This is a genomic window from Kribbella qitaiheensis, from assembly GCF_042657745.1.
GTDB classification, from domain to species: domain Bacteria; phylum Actinomycetota; class Actinomycetes; order Propionibacteriales; family Kribbellaceae; genus Kribbella; species Kribbella qitaiheensis.
Genome location: NZ_JBHSKE010000034.1, coordinates 275,558 through 289,287, shown reverse-complemented (window position 1 = coordinate 289,287; position 13,730 = coordinate 275,558). Strand labels below are relative to the sequence as shown.

13 protein-coding genes are annotated in these 13,730 nt (G+C 69.6%); 4 read left to right on the top strand and 9 right to left on the bottom strand.

Annotation, left to right across the window (positions count from 1 at the left end; all coding sequences use genetic code 11):
- The first annotated feature begins 20 nt into the window (after nt 1-20).
- From ACFPJ1_RS23965 to ACFPJ1_RS23955, 3 genes are read left to right on the top strand one after another with little or no spacing between them, the layout of a single operon-like run.
- Nucleotides 21-851, top strand: coding sequence for a methyltransferase domain-containing protein (locus tag ACFPJ1_RS23965; RefSeq protein ID WP_380107150.1), 831 nt, complete (start codon nt 21-23; stop codon nt 849-851).
- Complete coding sequence (locus ACFPJ1_RS23960) at nt 842-1,006, top strand: hypothetical protein (RefSeq protein WP_380107149.1); 165 nt, start codon at nt 842-844, stop codon at nt 1,004-1,006. Before ACFPJ1_RS23965 ends, ACFPJ1_RS23960 begins: the two co-directional genes overlap by 10 nt.
- 47 nt (nt 1,007-1,053) lie before the next feature.
- Nucleotides 1,054-2,544 carry a CYTH and CHAD domain-containing protein gene (locus tag ACFPJ1_RS23955; protein ID WP_380107148.1) on the top strand — a complete coding sequence of 497 codons (1,491 nt, stop codon included), beginning with the start codon at nt 1,054-1,056 and terminating at the stop codon, nt 2,542-2,544.
- Nucleotides 2,545-2,721: 177 nt separating this feature from the next.
- On the opposite strand, the gene ACFPJ1_RS23950 is transcribed toward ACFPJ1_RS23955, so the two are convergent.
- From ACFPJ1_RS23950 to ACFPJ1_RS23910, 9 genes are all read right to left on the bottom strand, one after another.
- Complete coding sequence (locus tag ACFPJ1_RS23950; protein ID WP_380107369.1) at nt 2,722-4,353, bottom strand: solute symporter family protein; 1,632 nt, start codon at nt 4,351-4,353, stop codon at nt 2,722-2,724.
- An 8-nt stretch (nt 4,354-4,361) separates the two neighbouring features.
- Entirely contained in the window at nt 4,362-4,790 is a 429-nt protein-coding gene (locus ACFPJ1_RS23945) for a DUF485 domain-containing protein (RefSeq protein ID WP_380107146.1), read from the bottom strand.
- 118 nt (nt 4,791-4,908) lie between these two features.
- The gene (locus ACFPJ1_RS23940) at nt 4,909-6,444 is read right to left on the bottom strand and encodes a sodium/solute symporter (RefSeq protein ID WP_380107145.1); all 1,536 of its coding nucleotides are present in this window, start codon (nt 6,442-6,444) and stop codon (nt 4,909-4,911) included.
- A gap of 12 nt (nt 6,445-6,456) precedes the next feature.
- Nucleotides 6,457-6,837 carry a hypothetical protein gene (locus tag ACFPJ1_RS23935; RefSeq protein WP_380107143.1) on the bottom strand — a complete coding sequence of 127 codons (381 nt, stop codon included), beginning with the start codon at nt 6,835-6,837 and terminating at the stop codon, nt 6,457-6,459.
- A gap of 10 nt (nt 6,838-6,847) precedes the next feature.
- The gene (locus ACFPJ1_RS23930) at nt 6,848-7,594 is read right to left on the bottom strand and encodes a LytR/AlgR family response regulator transcription factor (protein ID WP_380107141.1); all 747 of its coding nucleotides are present in this window, start codon (nt 7,592-7,594) and stop codon (nt 6,848-6,850) included.
- A gap of 175 nt (nt 7,595-7,769) precedes the next feature.
- Entirely contained in the window at nt 7,770-8,900 is a 1,131-nt protein-coding gene (locus ACFPJ1_RS23925; RefSeq protein ID WP_380107139.1) for a histidine kinase, read from the bottom strand.
- A 17-nt stretch (nt 8,901-8,917) separates the two neighbouring features.
- A complete protein-coding gene (locus ACFPJ1_RS23920; RefSeq protein WP_380107137.1) occupies nt 8,918-9,655 on the bottom strand; it encodes a metallophosphoesterase family protein in 738 nt (245 codons plus the stop codon).
- 61 nt (nt 9,656-9,716) lie between these two features.
- A complete protein-coding gene (locus ACFPJ1_RS23915; protein ID WP_380107136.1) occupies nt 9,717-10,904 on the bottom strand; it encodes a hypothetical protein in 1,188 nt (395 codons plus the stop codon).
- The gene (locus ACFPJ1_RS23910; protein ID WP_380107135.1) at nt 10,901-12,142 is read right to left on the bottom strand and encodes a thioredoxin domain-containing protein; all 1,242 of its coding nucleotides are present in this window, start codon (nt 12,140-12,142) and stop codon (nt 10,901-10,903) included. Before ACFPJ1_RS23910 ends, ACFPJ1_RS23915 begins: the two co-directional genes overlap by 4 nt.
- A 123-nt stretch (nt 12,143-12,265) precedes the next feature.
- Between ACFPJ1_RS23910 and ACFPJ1_RS23905 the strand changes: the two genes are divergently transcribed.
- A complete protein-coding gene (locus ACFPJ1_RS23905) occupies nt 12,266-13,729 on the top strand; it encodes a serine/threonine-protein kinase (protein ID WP_380107133.1) in 1,464 nt (487 codons plus the stop codon).
- Nucleotide 13,730 lies beyond the last annotated feature (1 nt).

The window sequence follows — 13,730 nt, the reverse complement described above, 5'->3', positions numbered from 1 at the left end:
TGTGGCGGCACCTTGGGTTTATGGGAACTGACTACGTGCACGGGTACACCGCCGACGAGACGCGCCGGCTCACCGACCAGGCGAGGACGCTGGCCGACTTGCTGCACGGCGGGACCAGGTATCCGGCCGGCAGCCGGGTGCTCGAGGTCGGCTGCGGCGTCGGCGCGCAGACCGTGCAACTGGTGACCGGCAGCCCGGGGATCGACCTCGTCTCGGTCGACATCTCCGAGGAGTCGCTGGCGCTCGCCAAGGCCCGGGTTGCCGCTGAGGCGCCGGGTGCACGGGTGGAGTGGCACCACGGCGACCTGCTGGAACTGTCGTTCGAGGACCACTCGTTCGACCACCTCTTCGTCTGCTTTGTGCTCGAGCATCTCCCGGAACCCCAGCAGGCGCTCGCCGTACTGCGGAGGCTGGTGCGGCCGGGCGGCTCGATCACGGTGATCGAGGGCGACCACGGTTCGGCGTTCTTCCACCCGCGCAGCGACGACGCACAGGCGCTTATCGACTGCCTGACCGATCTACAGGCAGACGCCGGCGGTGACGCGCTGATCGGACGGCAGTTGCAGCCACTGCTGGCTGGCGCCGGTTACGACGACGTCCGAGCCTGGCCGTGCACCGTGTACGCCGACGAGACCCTGCCGCACCTGGTCGACGGATTCACCCGCAAGACGTTCATCGCGATGGTCGAGTCGGTCCGGGAGCGGGCGCTCGCCGCCGGAATGCGGTCGCCTGCGCAGTGGCAGCAGGGGATCCGTGCCCTGGAGCGATCAGCCGAGCCCGGTGGCACCTTCCACTACACCTTCTTCAAGGCCATCGGTCTCATTCCCGGAGGAGCAGAGCCATGTGGCTGATCGTCGTGCTGGTGCTCGTCGTCGCGGGGCTGGAGTGGAATCGCCGCCGCCAGCCCATTCCGAAGGACCCGCTGTCCGGACGGGCAGGTGTACAGGACCGGGACCTTGAGCGTCTGTTGGATGAACTCCGGGCTGCCGCCGATCGGGAATCTTGACACGCAACGGGGTAGGACCGACTGGTCGCGACTGGTAAACAAGGGACATGACGCCGACTGAGCAGGTTGAGATCGAGACCAAGTACGACGTCGACGAGTATGCGATCCTGCCCGCGCTGCACGAGTTGCCCGGCGTCGCCAGTGTCGCGCAGCCGGTCGAGCTGCAGCTGCAGGCGGTGTACTTCGACACCGCGGCCTACGATCTCGCCGCGGCCAAGGTGACCTTGCGCCGGCGGACCGGTGGTGAGGACGACGGCTGGCACGTGAAGCTGCCGATCTCCGCGGGCGAGCGGCTGGAGATCCGCCACCCGCTCGGCCGGGCGGTCCGCAAGGTGCCGATCCAGGTGGTGCGCACGGTCCGGGTGCACGTCCGTGACCGCGAGCTCGTGCCGGTGGTGACCCTGGCGACCCGCCGGATCGTGCACCGGCTGCTCGACGCCGAGGGCGAGGTCCTCGCCGAGGTGAGCGACGACGAGGTGACCTCGACCGTCGACGACGTCACCGAGAGCTGGCGCGAGTGGGAGGTCGAGCTGGTCAACGGTGAGCCGGAGCTGCTGGAGGCCGCGACGCCGCTGCTCCTGGCCGCCGGCGCCAAGCCCGCGTCGGGGCCGAGCAAGCTGGCCCGCGCGCTCGGCGATCGCGTTCCCGCCCCCGACTCGTGGACGCTGCCCGCCAAGCCGGTCACGGCCGACCTGTTCCACGCCTACGCCGGGGCGCAGGTGAAGGCGATCCACCTGCGCGACCCCGAAGTACGGCGAGACCTGCCCGACTCGGTGCACAAGATGCGAGTGGCAACCCGGCGGCTGCGGTCCGCGCTCGCGACGTACCGGCCGGTGGTCGATCGGGAGACGGGGGACCAGATCCGGGCGGAGCTGAAGTGGCTCGCCGGTGAGCTCGGTGGCGCCCGCGACGCCGAAGTTCTGCGCGAGCACTTCAGTACTGCGGTCGACGCGCAACCGGTCGAGCTGGTGATGGGCCGGGTCGCCGGCACCATCGACGACCACCTGCGACGCGTCTACAAGGCGGCCCGGGTGGAGGCGCTCGCGGCGCTCGAGAGCGAGCGATACTTCCGCCTGCTCGACACCCTCGACGAGCTGCTGTCCAAGCCGCCGCTGACTCCGGACCCACCGCGCAAGGCGGTCAAGCAACTCCCCGAGCTGCTGAAGCACGACTGGAAGCGGATGCGGAAGGCGGTCCGCCGGATGGAGAGTGCCGAGGACATCGCCGAGCGGGATCACGAGCTGCACGAGATCCGCAAGGCCGCCAAACGACTCCGGTACGCCGCGGAGTCGGCCGAACCGGTGCTCGGCGCGCAGGCGACCGAGCTCGTCGGGCGGGCCGAGCAGGCGCAGGAAGTGCTCGGGGACCACCAGGACAGCGTGGTCGCGAGGGAGCTGATCAGGCAGCTCGCGGTCCAGGTCCAGCTGGACGGCGGCAACGCCTTCACCTTCGGGCGGCTGCACGCGGCCGAGGAGTCGCGCGGCGAGCGGTCGTACTGGGAGTTCCTCGAGCTCTGGCCCAGCGTCAAGGTCGGCTGATCCCCGCCAGCGGCCGACCGCACGGCGGTTGCGGGGCCGCGGCGTTTCCGCCATCGGGTGGAACGCCGGACGGGCCCGGCTGGTTCGCCGGGCCCGTCGCGGAGGGCGGAGGTAGTGCTGTCAGGCAGGTTCGCGGGAACGCAGCAGGGCCTGCCTGACAGGTCTCGGTGGGCTGGACTAGTGCCGGACCGCCTTCTCGGCGCCCGCGCCGGTCAGGGAGCGGACCTCCATCTCGGCGAACTTGTCGATGTTCGTGCCTTCCTTGCTGGTCAGCGTGCCCACGATGCCGAGCACGAACGCGAGCGGGATCGAGACGATGCCCGGGTTGTCCAGCGGGAACCAGTGGAAGTCGATGCTGGTGTCGGTGATCATCGACAGGCTGGCGCCGGTCTTGGCGTCGACCTTGCCGGAGACGACCGGGGAGAACGCGATCAGGATGATCGAGGAGGCCAGGCCGCCGTAGATGCTCCAGAGCGCGCCACGGGTGTTGAAGCGCCGCCAGAACAGTGAGTAGAGGATGGTCGGCAGGTTCGCGCTCGCCGCGACCGCGAAGGCCAGGGCGACCAGGAAGGCGATGTTCTGGCCGTTGGCGAAGATGCCGCCGATGATCGCGACCACACCGATCACCAGCACGGTGATCCGGGCGACCCGGACCTCGCCGTCGCCGCTGACCTGGCCCTTCTTGATCACCTGGCCGTAGATGTCGTGCGCGAAGGACGCGCTCGCCGTGATCGTCAGGCCGGCCACCACCGCGAGGATCGTGGCGAACGCGACCGCGGAGATCACCCCGAGGAGGAGCTCACCACCCAGCTCGTACGCCAGCAGCGGTGCCGCCGAGTTCGCCTTGCCCGGAGCCGCCCGGATCGCGTCGGGACCGACCAGCGCGGCCGCGCCGTACCCGAGCACGAGGGTGAACAGGTAGAAGATGCCGATGATCCAGATCGCCCACGAGACGCTGCGCCGGGCCTCCTTGGACGAGGGGACCGTGTAGAAGCGCATCAGCACGTGCGGCAGGCCGGCGGTGCCGAGCACCAGGGCCAGCGCGAGCGAGATGAAGTCGAGCTTGCTGATCCCGGTCGCGCCGTACTGCAGGCCCGGGTTGAGCAGCTTCTCGCCGGCCGGGCTCTTGTCGACCGCGGCACCGAGCAGGTCGGACAGGTTGAAGGCGTACTTCGCGAGCACCCAGAGCGTCATGATGCCGGCGCCGATGACGAGCAGCACCGCCTTGACGATCTGGACCCAGGTGGTGCCCTTCATGCCGCCGACGAGCACGTAGGTGACCATCAGCAGGCCGACCACCGCGATCACCACGCTCTGACCGGCGCGGCCCGAGATGCCCAGCAGCAAGGCGACCAGACCACCGGCACCGGCCATCTGGGCCAGCAGGTAGAAGAAGCTGACCACCAGCGTCGAGATCGCCGCGGCCATCCGGACCGGGCGCTGCTTCAAACGGAAGGACAGCACGTCGGCCATCGTGAAGCGGCCGGTGTTCCGGATCAGCTCGGCGACCAGCAGCAGGGCCACCAGCCAGGCGACCAGGAAGCCGATCGAGTACAGGAAGCCGTCGTAGCCGTTCAGCGCGATCGCACCGGCGATGCCCAGGAAGGACGCGGCGGACAGGTAGTCGCCCGCGATCGCGATGCCGTTCTGCGGCCCGGTGAACGACCGGCCGCCGGCGTAGTAGTCGGCCGCGGTCCGGTTGTTCCGCGAAGCCCGGATCACGATCGCCAGGGTGGCCACCACGAACAGCGCGAAGATCGCGATGTTGACCGTCGGGTTGCCGATCTCGGTTGCCAGCGGCAACATCATGGGCGCGCTCACTGGAGTTCTCCCTCGATCAGGTGCCGCATCTTCTCGGCGGCGGGGTCGATCTCCTTGTCGGCCCAGCGGACGTAGATCATCGTGATCGCGAAGGTCGAGACGAACTGGCCGAGCCCGAACAGCAGCGCGACGTTGATGTTGCCGGCGACCTTGTGCGACATGAAGTCGGGGGCGTACGCGGCGAGCAGGACGTAGAGGAAGTACCAGGCCAGGAACAGGCCTGTCATCGGGAACACGAAGCGCCGGAACCGGCGACGCAGTTCGGAGAAGTCCGGGGACAGCTGGACATCTCGGTACGTCGTCAGTTCAGGGTCGCCGTCCGCGCGGCGGGTTTCGCTCATCGCGGTGACCTCCAGACGGGATTCGGGCCGGGCGGAGTCCGGCGCAGGGGCGTTGCTGCCCGTACTGTGCGCCACGTCACTCACGCTCCGACACCTCCCGCGCGCACCCTGCGCTCAGCGGCCGTCACCCCTCGGTCGGCGGGTCCCACCCGTGCGACGAGCGGTCGGAAGCGCACGACGAACGGCTTCCTGCGGACAAACGTCAGGGTTGGGGGAAGCTGCGGTCGACGTCGACGGCTTCGGGGGTGTGCAGGCGGACCAGGCTGCGGGCGGTGCCGGGCGGGACCCGATGCGGGGTGAGCTTGGAGACGACGATCATGGTGAGGAAGGCCAGCGGCATCGTCCAGGCCGCCGGTTGCCCGAACAGCGCCTTCGGCCAGCCACCGCTGGGCGGCCCGATCACGTTCACCAGCACCGCGGTGATCGCCGCGACCCCACCGACCAGGAGCCCGGCCGCGGCACCCACCGTCGACATCCGGCGCCACCAGATCCCGAGCACCAGCAACGGGCAGAAGGTGGACGCGGCCACCGCGAACGCGAGCCCGACCGTGTCGGCCAGGCTCAACCTGCCGGTCAGCTCGAACGCCAGATAGGGAAGCGCGATCGCCAGCAGAGCGGCGATCCGGAAGCCGTTGACGGCCAGGTAGTCCCCACCGGTCACCCGGTTCAACCTGCCGCGCAACAGGTCCTGGTCGATCACGCCCGCGATGGCGACGGTCAACCCGGACGAGGTCGACAGGAACGCCGCGAACGCCCCGGCAGCCACGAGTGCGCCGAGCAGATCCCCTGCTGTGCCAGGGAAAATCCTGCCCGGCAGCTCGAGAACCACCGTGTCCGAGCCGATACCGATCAAGTCCGGCGCGAAGGCCCGCCCCAGTACGGCGTACATCGGGGGGAAGAGGTAGAACGCGCCGAGCAGGGCCAGCACGACGACCGTGGTACGGCGGGCGGCTCGTCCGTCCGGGTTCGTGTAGAACCGGACCAGCACGTGCGGCAGCCCCATCGTCCCGAAACAAAGGGCCAGGAGCAACGAGTACGTCGCGTAGAGCGGGTGGTCGCGGCCGCCCGCGGTGGACAGTGGCTCGGCCCACTCGGCCCCGGCTCCGTGCAGGGAGTCCAGCAGGCCGACCGGGTGCTCGGACGAGCGCCAGGCGATCAGGATGACGAAGATCGGCGCGGCCAGGGCGGTCAGCTTCAGCCAGTACTGGAACGCCTGGACAAAGGTGATCGAGCGCATCCCGCCGGCGGCGACGTTGATCACCACGATCACGGCGACCACGGCCGCACCGACCGAGGTGGGCGCGCCGGTCACCGTGCGGAGGGTCAGCCCGGCACCGCGCAACTGGGGCAGCAGGTAGAGCGTGCCGATACCGACCACCAGGAAGGAGCAGATCCGCCGGACCAGCGCGGACTCGAAGCGGGTCTCGGCGAAGTCGGGCAACGTGTAGGCGCCGGATCTGCGCAGCGGCGCCGCGATCAGCACCAGCAGCATCAGGTAGCCGACGGTGTAACCGACCGAGAACCAGAGCATGTCGGCGCCGTTCACCAGCACCAGCCCGGCGACTCCGAGGAAAGATGCCGCCGACAAGTATTCGCCGCTGATCGCGGACGCGTTCCAGCGTGGGGTGACGGCCCGGCTGGCGACGTAGAAGTCGCTCGTGGTGCGGGAGATCCGCAGGCCGAACAGGCCGATCCCGATCGTGGCCGCGATCACCAGCCCGATCGCCGTCAGACTCATTGCCGAGGACATCTATTTCCGACCCACGAACTCGGTGAACTCGGCTTCGATCCGCTCGGCCTTGCGGACGTAGACGCGGGCGGCGACGTACACCACCGGGTAGACGACCACGCCGAGCAGGAGCCAGGGCAGCGGCAGTCCGAAGACGCCCAACGTCCGAGTCGCCGGGACCAGCCAGAACAGCAGCGGCAGACCGCCCAGCGTTATCGCGGCTGCGAGGATCACCGTGAGCGCGAGCCGGAGTTGCGACTGGATCAGTGAGTGCATGTAGACCTCGCCGACACGGGTCTGCTCGTCGATCTCCCGGGTGCCGGTGTGGCTGCTCGAACGCCGTGCCGCGCTGGTCCGCGGGCTCGTCACCCGGATCCGCCGCGGCGCGTCCGGCGTACTCATCCGACCCGCTTCATCCGCGCAGTGAGGTCGAGCGGACCAGCAGGTCGCGCAGTTCGCGGGTGTGCCGGCGGCTGACCGGCAGCCAGTCGTCGCCGACCCGGACAGCGCAGCGGCCGCCGTCCACGCGCATCTCGTCCACATGGGCGAGGGCGACCAGGGTGCTGCGGTGGATCCGGGTGAAGCCCGCATCGCGCCAGCGCTCCTCCAGGGTGCTGAGCGGGACCCGGACCAGGTGCGAGTTCTGGCCGGTGTGGAGTCGCGCGTAGTCGCCCTGCGCCTCGACGTACCGGACGGTCGAGCGCTGTACGAACCGGGTGACGCCGGCCAGCTCGACCGGGATCGTCTCGTCGTCGGAGTCGTCCTGCGGCTGCGTCGTGGTAGGAGTCCCCGCGCTGACGACCCGGCGTACGGCCTCGGTCAGGCGCTCGGCCCGGACCGGCTTCATCACGTAGTCCGTCGCGTCCAGGTCGAAGGCCGCGACCGCGTGCTCGTCGTAAGCGGTGACGAAGACGATCTGCGGGCGGCTGGCGAACTTCGACAGCACCCGGGCCAGGTCGATGCCGTCCAGCCCGGGCATCTTGATGTCGCAGAACACCACGTCGAGGTCAGCCGCCTGCAGGATCTTCAGCGCGTCGGGGCCGTTGGACGCAGACCGGATCTCGCCGATCCGTTTGTCCTGCGACAGCAGATACACCAACTCGGCCAGCGCAGGCTCCTCGTCGTCAGCGACGAGAACCCGGAGCGGAGAGTCGGTCATGGCCCACACACTAGTGCCCCTTGAACGGTCTGGCATGGCACTGGCAACGCCCAGGCACGCACCTCGCGGCGGCGGAGAAGTGGCCACGATGAAACCCGCATCGAGGCCACTTCTCCGCCTTGCGACGCACGCACCTGGACGCTGCCAGCACTCATGCCAGACCGTTCAAGGGGCACTAAGCCGACGCGTGCACGCCTGAGGAGTATTTGGGGACCCGGAAACTGACCTTTGTGCCTGCCTCGGGCGCGGTCTCGACCACCAGGCCGTGGGCGTCGCCGTACACCTGCCGCAGCCGGGCGTCGACGTTGCCGAGGCCGACGGAGTCGCCCGCGGACTCGCCGGCCAGCGCCGCGCGGATCACCTCGGGATCACTGCCGGCACCGTCGTCCTCGACACTGATCTCCGCCTCCAGTCCGCGATCCTGCGCCCGGATGGTGATCCGCCCGATGCCCGTGGTGCCGTCCAGACCGTGCCGTACTGCGTTCTCGACCAGCGGCTGGACCACCAGGAAGGGGATCGCGACCGACAGCACCTCCGGCGCGATCAACAGGGACACCTTCAGGCGTTCGCCGAACCGCGCCTGCTCCAGCACGAGGTACCGCTCGACGTTGCGGAGCTCGTCCGACAGCGTGGTGAACTCGCCACCCCGGCGCAGCGCGTAGCGGGAGAAGTCGGCGAACTCGAGCAGAAGTTCCCGGGCCCGCTCGGGATCGGTCCGGACGAAGGAGGCGATCGCGGCCAGCGCGTTGTAGATGAAGTGCGGGCTGATCTGCGCCCGGAGCGCCCTCAACTCGGCCTCCATCGCGCGAGTGCGCTCCTTGTTCAGCTCGGCGAGCTCCACCTGGCCGGAGACCCAGCGAGCCACCTCCTCGGTGGCCCGGACGAGTGCGGCCGAGGAGCGCGGGCTGTAGGCGACCAGCACGGCCACCACGTGATCCTCCGTCACGATCGGAGCCACCACCGCAGTACGGACGGGGCATTGCGGGTCATCGCAGGCGACGTCGTGCGGGCCGAGTACCGCAGTACGGCCGGTGCGCAGGGTCGCGGCGGCGATCGCCTTGGCGTCGCGGCGGTGGTTGCTCTCGTACGGACCGCCGACGCCGTCCCAGGCCAGCACGCCGGAGGAGTCGCAGATGGCGATCGCCGCGGTACCGAGGAGGTCGCGCAGGTGCTTGCTGGCCTTGCCCGCCGCGGCCGGGGTGAGACCTTCACGCAGGCTCGGCGTGGCCAGCGAGGCGGTATGCAGGGTGGCATAGGTCGCCTTGTCGGCCGGAGTCCCGAAGTGCTTCCGACGCCGCGCGAACATGCCCTGACGGTAGCCGGTCAGCCCTCCGAGCGCGGCCTGAACGCGGCGAGGGCGTCGGTGTCGGAGTAGTTGGACCGGAGGTACTCGTCCATCCAGGTCTCAATCCCGGGGTGCGACGACTGCTTGGCGAGTTGCTCCGCGGCGGCTGCCGTGTCGAAGTGAGTGCGCCTGAGCTCGACGCCGTCGGCCGTCAGCAGAGCCCAGCTAGCTCCGGGTGCGCCGTACGGCATCCCGACGCTGCCGGCGTTGACCACCAACCGCCGATCGACTTGCCGGGCGAATGGCATGTGCGTGTGCCCACACACGATGGTCCTGACTTCCTCCGGTACGCCGCTGAGCACGTCCGCCCACCGCGAGATCGGACTGTCCACCAGCACCATCTCCTCGTCGTCGCGAGGAGTCGCATGGCAGAACAGCGTGTCGCCGATGGTCACACTCGTCGGCAGCCGATCCAGCAGCTCGACCTGATCCGCCCGCAACTCCCCGGCCGCCCACGGACTCACGTCGTCCGGCGCCTCCCCGCGGAACTCCCCACGAGCCATCGCCACCAACTCCCGGTCCGCGTTCCCCCGAACCCAGACCGCCCGTTCACCCAACCCCACCAGCAGATCCAACGTCTCCACCGGCAACGGCCCACTGGCGATATCCCCGGCCAGCACGATCACCTCCGCCCCTGCCACGTCGGCTTCGGCCAGCACAGCCTCCAGAGCAGGCAACACCCCATGCACATCCGCCAGCACCGCAATTCGGTTCATTCAGGCAGTCTCCCGCCTGTCGTGCGCCGTGCGCCTGCCAGTTAGCTGCGGGCAGACGCCATCAGTCGCCGATCCTCAGGGAGCTGGTGCCGGACAGCGGCGTCGTCAGCTCGCACGCGCTGGTGCTGATGTCGCAGCGAATGATCGCCCGCCTGCCGTACCCGTCCTCGCCGCCACCGTCGCTCGCGTCGGCGATGACCAGGAAATGCTGGTCGTCCTCGGCCTTGCTCTGGTGGAAGCAGCCACTCCATTCGCGGATCAGCCGTCCGGTGACGGCGTCCAGTGCGGAGACGGTCGTGTCGCAGTATCCGTCGAGGTACGACGGGCGGCCGATCGCCGTGGCGCCGTCCGGGGTGAAGGCGGACAGCTGGTTGTCGCAGGTCCGCCAGAGCTTCTTGCCGGTTGCGACGACGGTGACGTCGGAGCAGGTGCCGCTGTCGTTGAGCAGTCCGATCGACGCGGCGACCCGGCCGTCGTCTGACAGGGCTGTCGGTGATTTCACGGTCGTGATCTCGGTCGCCTTCGCGGCACCCGGCGTCCACTCGTACAGCTTCCAGCTGCTGCCACTCTCGGTGGCTGACGCCCGGAAGTAGACCTTGCCGTTGCGGTAGGCGAGGGGGGCGACGTCCCAGCTGTTCGGCAGCTTGAGTGACTTCACCGACTCCATCGTCTCGGCGTAGACGATGCCACCCTTGAGCGCGCCGCCACCTTCCGTGGTTCGCGTGGCTGCATAGGCGACCGCGGTCTGGTCGTCCGTGGAGACCAGTTCGGTCACGTCAGGGACCCGCTCGACCGCGCTGTAGTCGATCTTGACCAGTTCCGTGCCGTTGCCCTTGGAGACCACCGCCAGCACCCTGCTGCCGAGCCGGGCGATCGCTTGGATGTTGTCGGTGCCGGGGATCTTGGTCGGATCGCCGGCGCCGCCACGGACCTCGCGGCCGACCAGGTAGGGGATCTGGGGTGCGCGGCCCTTGGGGAGCTTGGCGAGGTTCAGCTTGATCTTGGTCGGGCCGGTGGAGGTCGTCTTGGGCGCGGACGGCGTCCGGGACGGCGTCGACGGGGTGACTGACGGCGTCTGCGTGGTCGTCGGAGTCTGGCTCGGAGTACTGGTGGTCGGTGCGGACAGCGGAGCCGCGGCAGCGTCGTTCCCGCGAGGGCCCTGTCGGTAGGCGAACACGCCGCCCAGCGCCACCGCGGCGACCGCGACCGCGGCGACCAGCACGATCAGCCGGCCGTTCTTCTGCCTCATGCGTGGGCTCCTAACAGCCGTAGGTGGTACCGCGGGATCTTGGTCAGCGGCGTCGCGAGCTCGCAGCCGCCGGTGGTGATGCTGCACCGGATGATCGCGCTCCTCGTGCCCTCGCCGTTGTCGGCGACCATCAGCAGGTGGTCGTCGTCCTCGGCCAGCGCGTGCAGGAACTGCGCCCCGGCCCACTTCCGCCGCAGCTCACCCGTCCGGGCGTCGAGCGCGGCGGTGAACGGGTCCGAGCCGCCGGCCCGGAAGTCCGGGGTGGCGTACACGGTCCGGCCGTCGGGGGTGAAGCCGTTCAGTGCGTACTCGCAGGTCCGCCAGAACTGCTTGCCGTTGTCCAGTTCCCTGAGCGCCGAGCAGAAGCTCTGGGCCGCCCCGGCGATCTGGTCGACGCCGGTCCGGCCGTGGAAGTCGACCCGGAACGGGGACTTGAAGCTGCTCAGCCGGGTCACCTTGCCGGTCTTGGAGTTCCACTCGTTCAGGGCCGAGGTGAGCCCGTTCGGATCGGTGTCGGAGGCGAAGTACACGGTGTCTCCGACGACCGCGAGCACGGTCGAGCCCCAGTCGTTCGGCCGCTCCAGCTTCCGCCACGGCAACTTCCACTGGTCCGGCAGCGGGAGGCCGTTCGACCAGTAGACGGCGCTGCCCTTGGACCGGGTGTGGTCGGGGTTCCGGGGCGCGGTCGCGAACGCGTACTCGGTCACGTCCAGGGAGCCCACGAGGCTCGCGACGTCCGGGATCCGCACCGGTCCGAAACCCGGCTCGCCGCCGTTCGTGTCCACGGTGACGAGTTCGCTGCCGCCTTGACCGACCTCCAGCAGTGCGACGAGTTGGGTCCCGAACTGCAGTGCTTGCAGGATGTTCTGCTTGCCCGGGATGGTGTGGTCGGTGCCAGGCCCGCCCTTCACCACCCGGCCCTCGAGGTACGGCTGCTGAGGTGCCCGGCCGAGCGGCAACTTGGCGAGATCGATGGTCACCGTCGCCGGGATCCCCGGTCGGGACGGCGTCGGCGTCGGCTTGGGCTTGGTGCTCGGCGTGGAGCTGGGAGTGGCCGAGGGCTTGGGTGACGAGGTGGTCGGGGACGGCCCGGCCGGCAGCGGCGCGGCGCCCGTACCTCCCGCAGCAGGGCCGCGCTGGGCCGCCAAAGCGCCACCGCTGACCACTGCCAGTACTGCGGCTGCCGCCACGCCCACGGCGAGCGCACCGTTCTTGTGCTTCACGTTCGGTCGTCCCATCGATTCGTCCCCGTCGGCGATGGGACGACGACCGGCCCCGTTTTGTTCGTCGTGAGCCCACGTTCCGTCGCGCAACCCTGCTCCGGCGACCCGGTCGCAGGAGGGATCGAGCATAATGCGGGCATGGACCAGCCACCGCGGATCGGCCGGTACTCCCTGGTCCGCCGGGTGGGTGCTGGTGGTTTCGCGACCGTCTGGCTGGCCCGGGACGAGCAGTTGGACGCCGATGTCGCGGTCAAGATTCTCTCCGACAACTGGATCGACGAGGACGATGTCCGCCGCCGATTCCTGGCCGAGGGCCGGTTCCTGCGCCGGGTCGACTCACCGCACGTGGTGGGCGTGCACGACATCGGCGAGACCGAGGACGGCCGCCCGTACCTGGTCCTCACCTACGCCGACGGCGGGTCGCTCGCGGACCGGATCAAGGCCGGGCCGCTGGACATCGACGAGGCCGTCGACGTGATCACCCAGGTCGGCAGCGGGCTCAAGCAGTTGCACGCCCGCGGCGTCCTGCACCGCGACGTGAAGCCCGCGAACGTGTTGTTCCGCACGGACCCGGCCGGCGAAATCGCGATGCTCGGCGACCTCGGCCTCGGCAAGTCCCTGGAGACCGTCTCCCAGTTGACGATGCCCGGCGGTACTCCGGCGTACGTCGCGCCCGAGCAGGTGATGGGCGACCGGCTGGACCAGCGCGCCGACCTGTACTCCCTCGGCGCGGTTGCCTACGCGGCCTTCACCGGCCAGGCGCCGCACGGCGTGATCAGCCTCGGCGCGGTGATGCGGATCGACGCCCCGCCGCCGTCGATGACCACGCTGCGCGCTGACGTCTCGGACGCGATCGACGTGGTGGTCCGGCGGGCTCTCGAGCCGGACCGGGACAAGCGCTGGCCGGACCTCGACAGCTTCCTCACCGCCCTCCGCGAGGCCCACACCACCGGCGAGGTCCCCGCCAACCTGGTCCCCGCCGAAGAGCTCCCCGCCCCCGCGATGCCTGCCCCCGTCGACCAGGAAACCGCCCCCTCACCCGCCAACGTCGCCACCATCGCCGCCGTCCCACCCACCGAAGTAGCCACCCCCGAACCCCGCCGCTCCACCCGGGCCCGCGTGATCGCCGTGCTCGCAGCGGTGGTCCTGGCCGCGGCCGGGGGCCTGGGCGGTTATGCCCTGGTTCTGAGCCGCCCGGTGACAGTGACCGACCAGTCCGGCGATCTGTCGGTGCAGGTGCCGCGGAGCTGGGATGAAAAGTCGATCAGGGCAGCGGACGGCTCGAAGGCGCTGCTCGTCAGCCCCGACGCCGCCGGCTGGCAGAAGAACGGCGGCGCCTACGGGGTATTCATGGGCGTCCTGCCGATGTCGACGCTGCCCACAGTCCAGACCGTCTCGGCGCCCCAGGGGTGCAAGGCGACCAACGCAGTTCAGGGCGAGGTCGACACCCGGCAGTCCGTGACCATCACCTACGTCTGCGTGTCCGGGGCCAACGTGGTGGAGCGCTACTCGATACTCACGGAAACGGAGATGCTCCGAGTCCAGGTGCGAGCCCTGGACTCGGAGCGCGACGACGTCCTCAACTCCGCGAAGTACCAGTAGG

Excerpts from the sequence above, each read along its gene's own strand:
- ACFPJ1_RS23965 (WP_380107150.1), top strand. The coding sequence starts at position 21 with ATGGGAACTGACTACGTGCACGGGTACACCGCCGACGAGACGCGCCGG.
- ACFPJ1_RS23960 (WP_380107149.1), top strand. The coding sequence starts at position 842 with ATGTGGCTGATCGTCGTGCTGGTGCTCGTCGTCGCGGGGCTGGAGTGG.
- ACFPJ1_RS23955 (WP_380107148.1), top strand. The coding sequence starts at position 1,054 with ATGACGCCGACTGAGCAGGTTGAGATCGAGACCAAGTACGACGTCGAC.
- ACFPJ1_RS23950 (WP_380107369.1), bottom strand. The coding sequence starts at position 4,353 with ATGATGTTGCCGCTGGCAACCGAGATCGGCAACCCGACGGTCAACATC.
- ACFPJ1_RS23940 (WP_380107145.1), bottom strand. The coding sequence starts at position 6,444 with ATGAGTCTGACGGCGATCGGGCTGGTGATCGCGGCCACGATCGGGATC.
- ACFPJ1_RS23935 (WP_380107143.1), bottom strand. The coding sequence starts at position 6,837 with ATGAGTACGCCGGACGCGCCGCGGCGGATCCGGGTGACGAGCCCGCGG.
- ACFPJ1_RS23930 (WP_380107141.1), bottom strand. The coding sequence starts at position 7,594 with ATGACCGACTCTCCGCTCCGGGTTCTCGTCGCTGACGACGAGGAGCCT.
- ACFPJ1_RS23925 (WP_380107139.1), bottom strand. The coding sequence starts at position 8,900 with ATGTTCGCGCGGCGTCGGAAGCACTTCGGGACTCCGGCCGACAAGGCG.
- ACFPJ1_RS23920 (WP_380107137.1), bottom strand. The coding sequence starts at position 9,655 with ATGAACCGAATTGCGGTGCTGGCGGATGTGCATGGGGTGTTGCCTGCT.
- ACFPJ1_RS23915 (WP_380107136.1), bottom strand. The coding sequence starts at position 10,904 with ATGAGGCAGAAGAACGGCCGGCTGATCGTGCTGGTCGCCGCGGTCGCG.
- ACFPJ1_RS23910 (WP_380107135.1), bottom strand. The coding sequence starts at position 12,142 with ATGGGACGACCGAACGTGAAGCACAAGAACGGTGCGCTCGCCGTGGGC.
- ACFPJ1_RS23905 (WP_380107133.1), top strand. The coding sequence starts at position 12,266 with ATGGACCAGCCACCGCGGATCGGCCGGTACTCCCTGGTCCGCCGGGTG.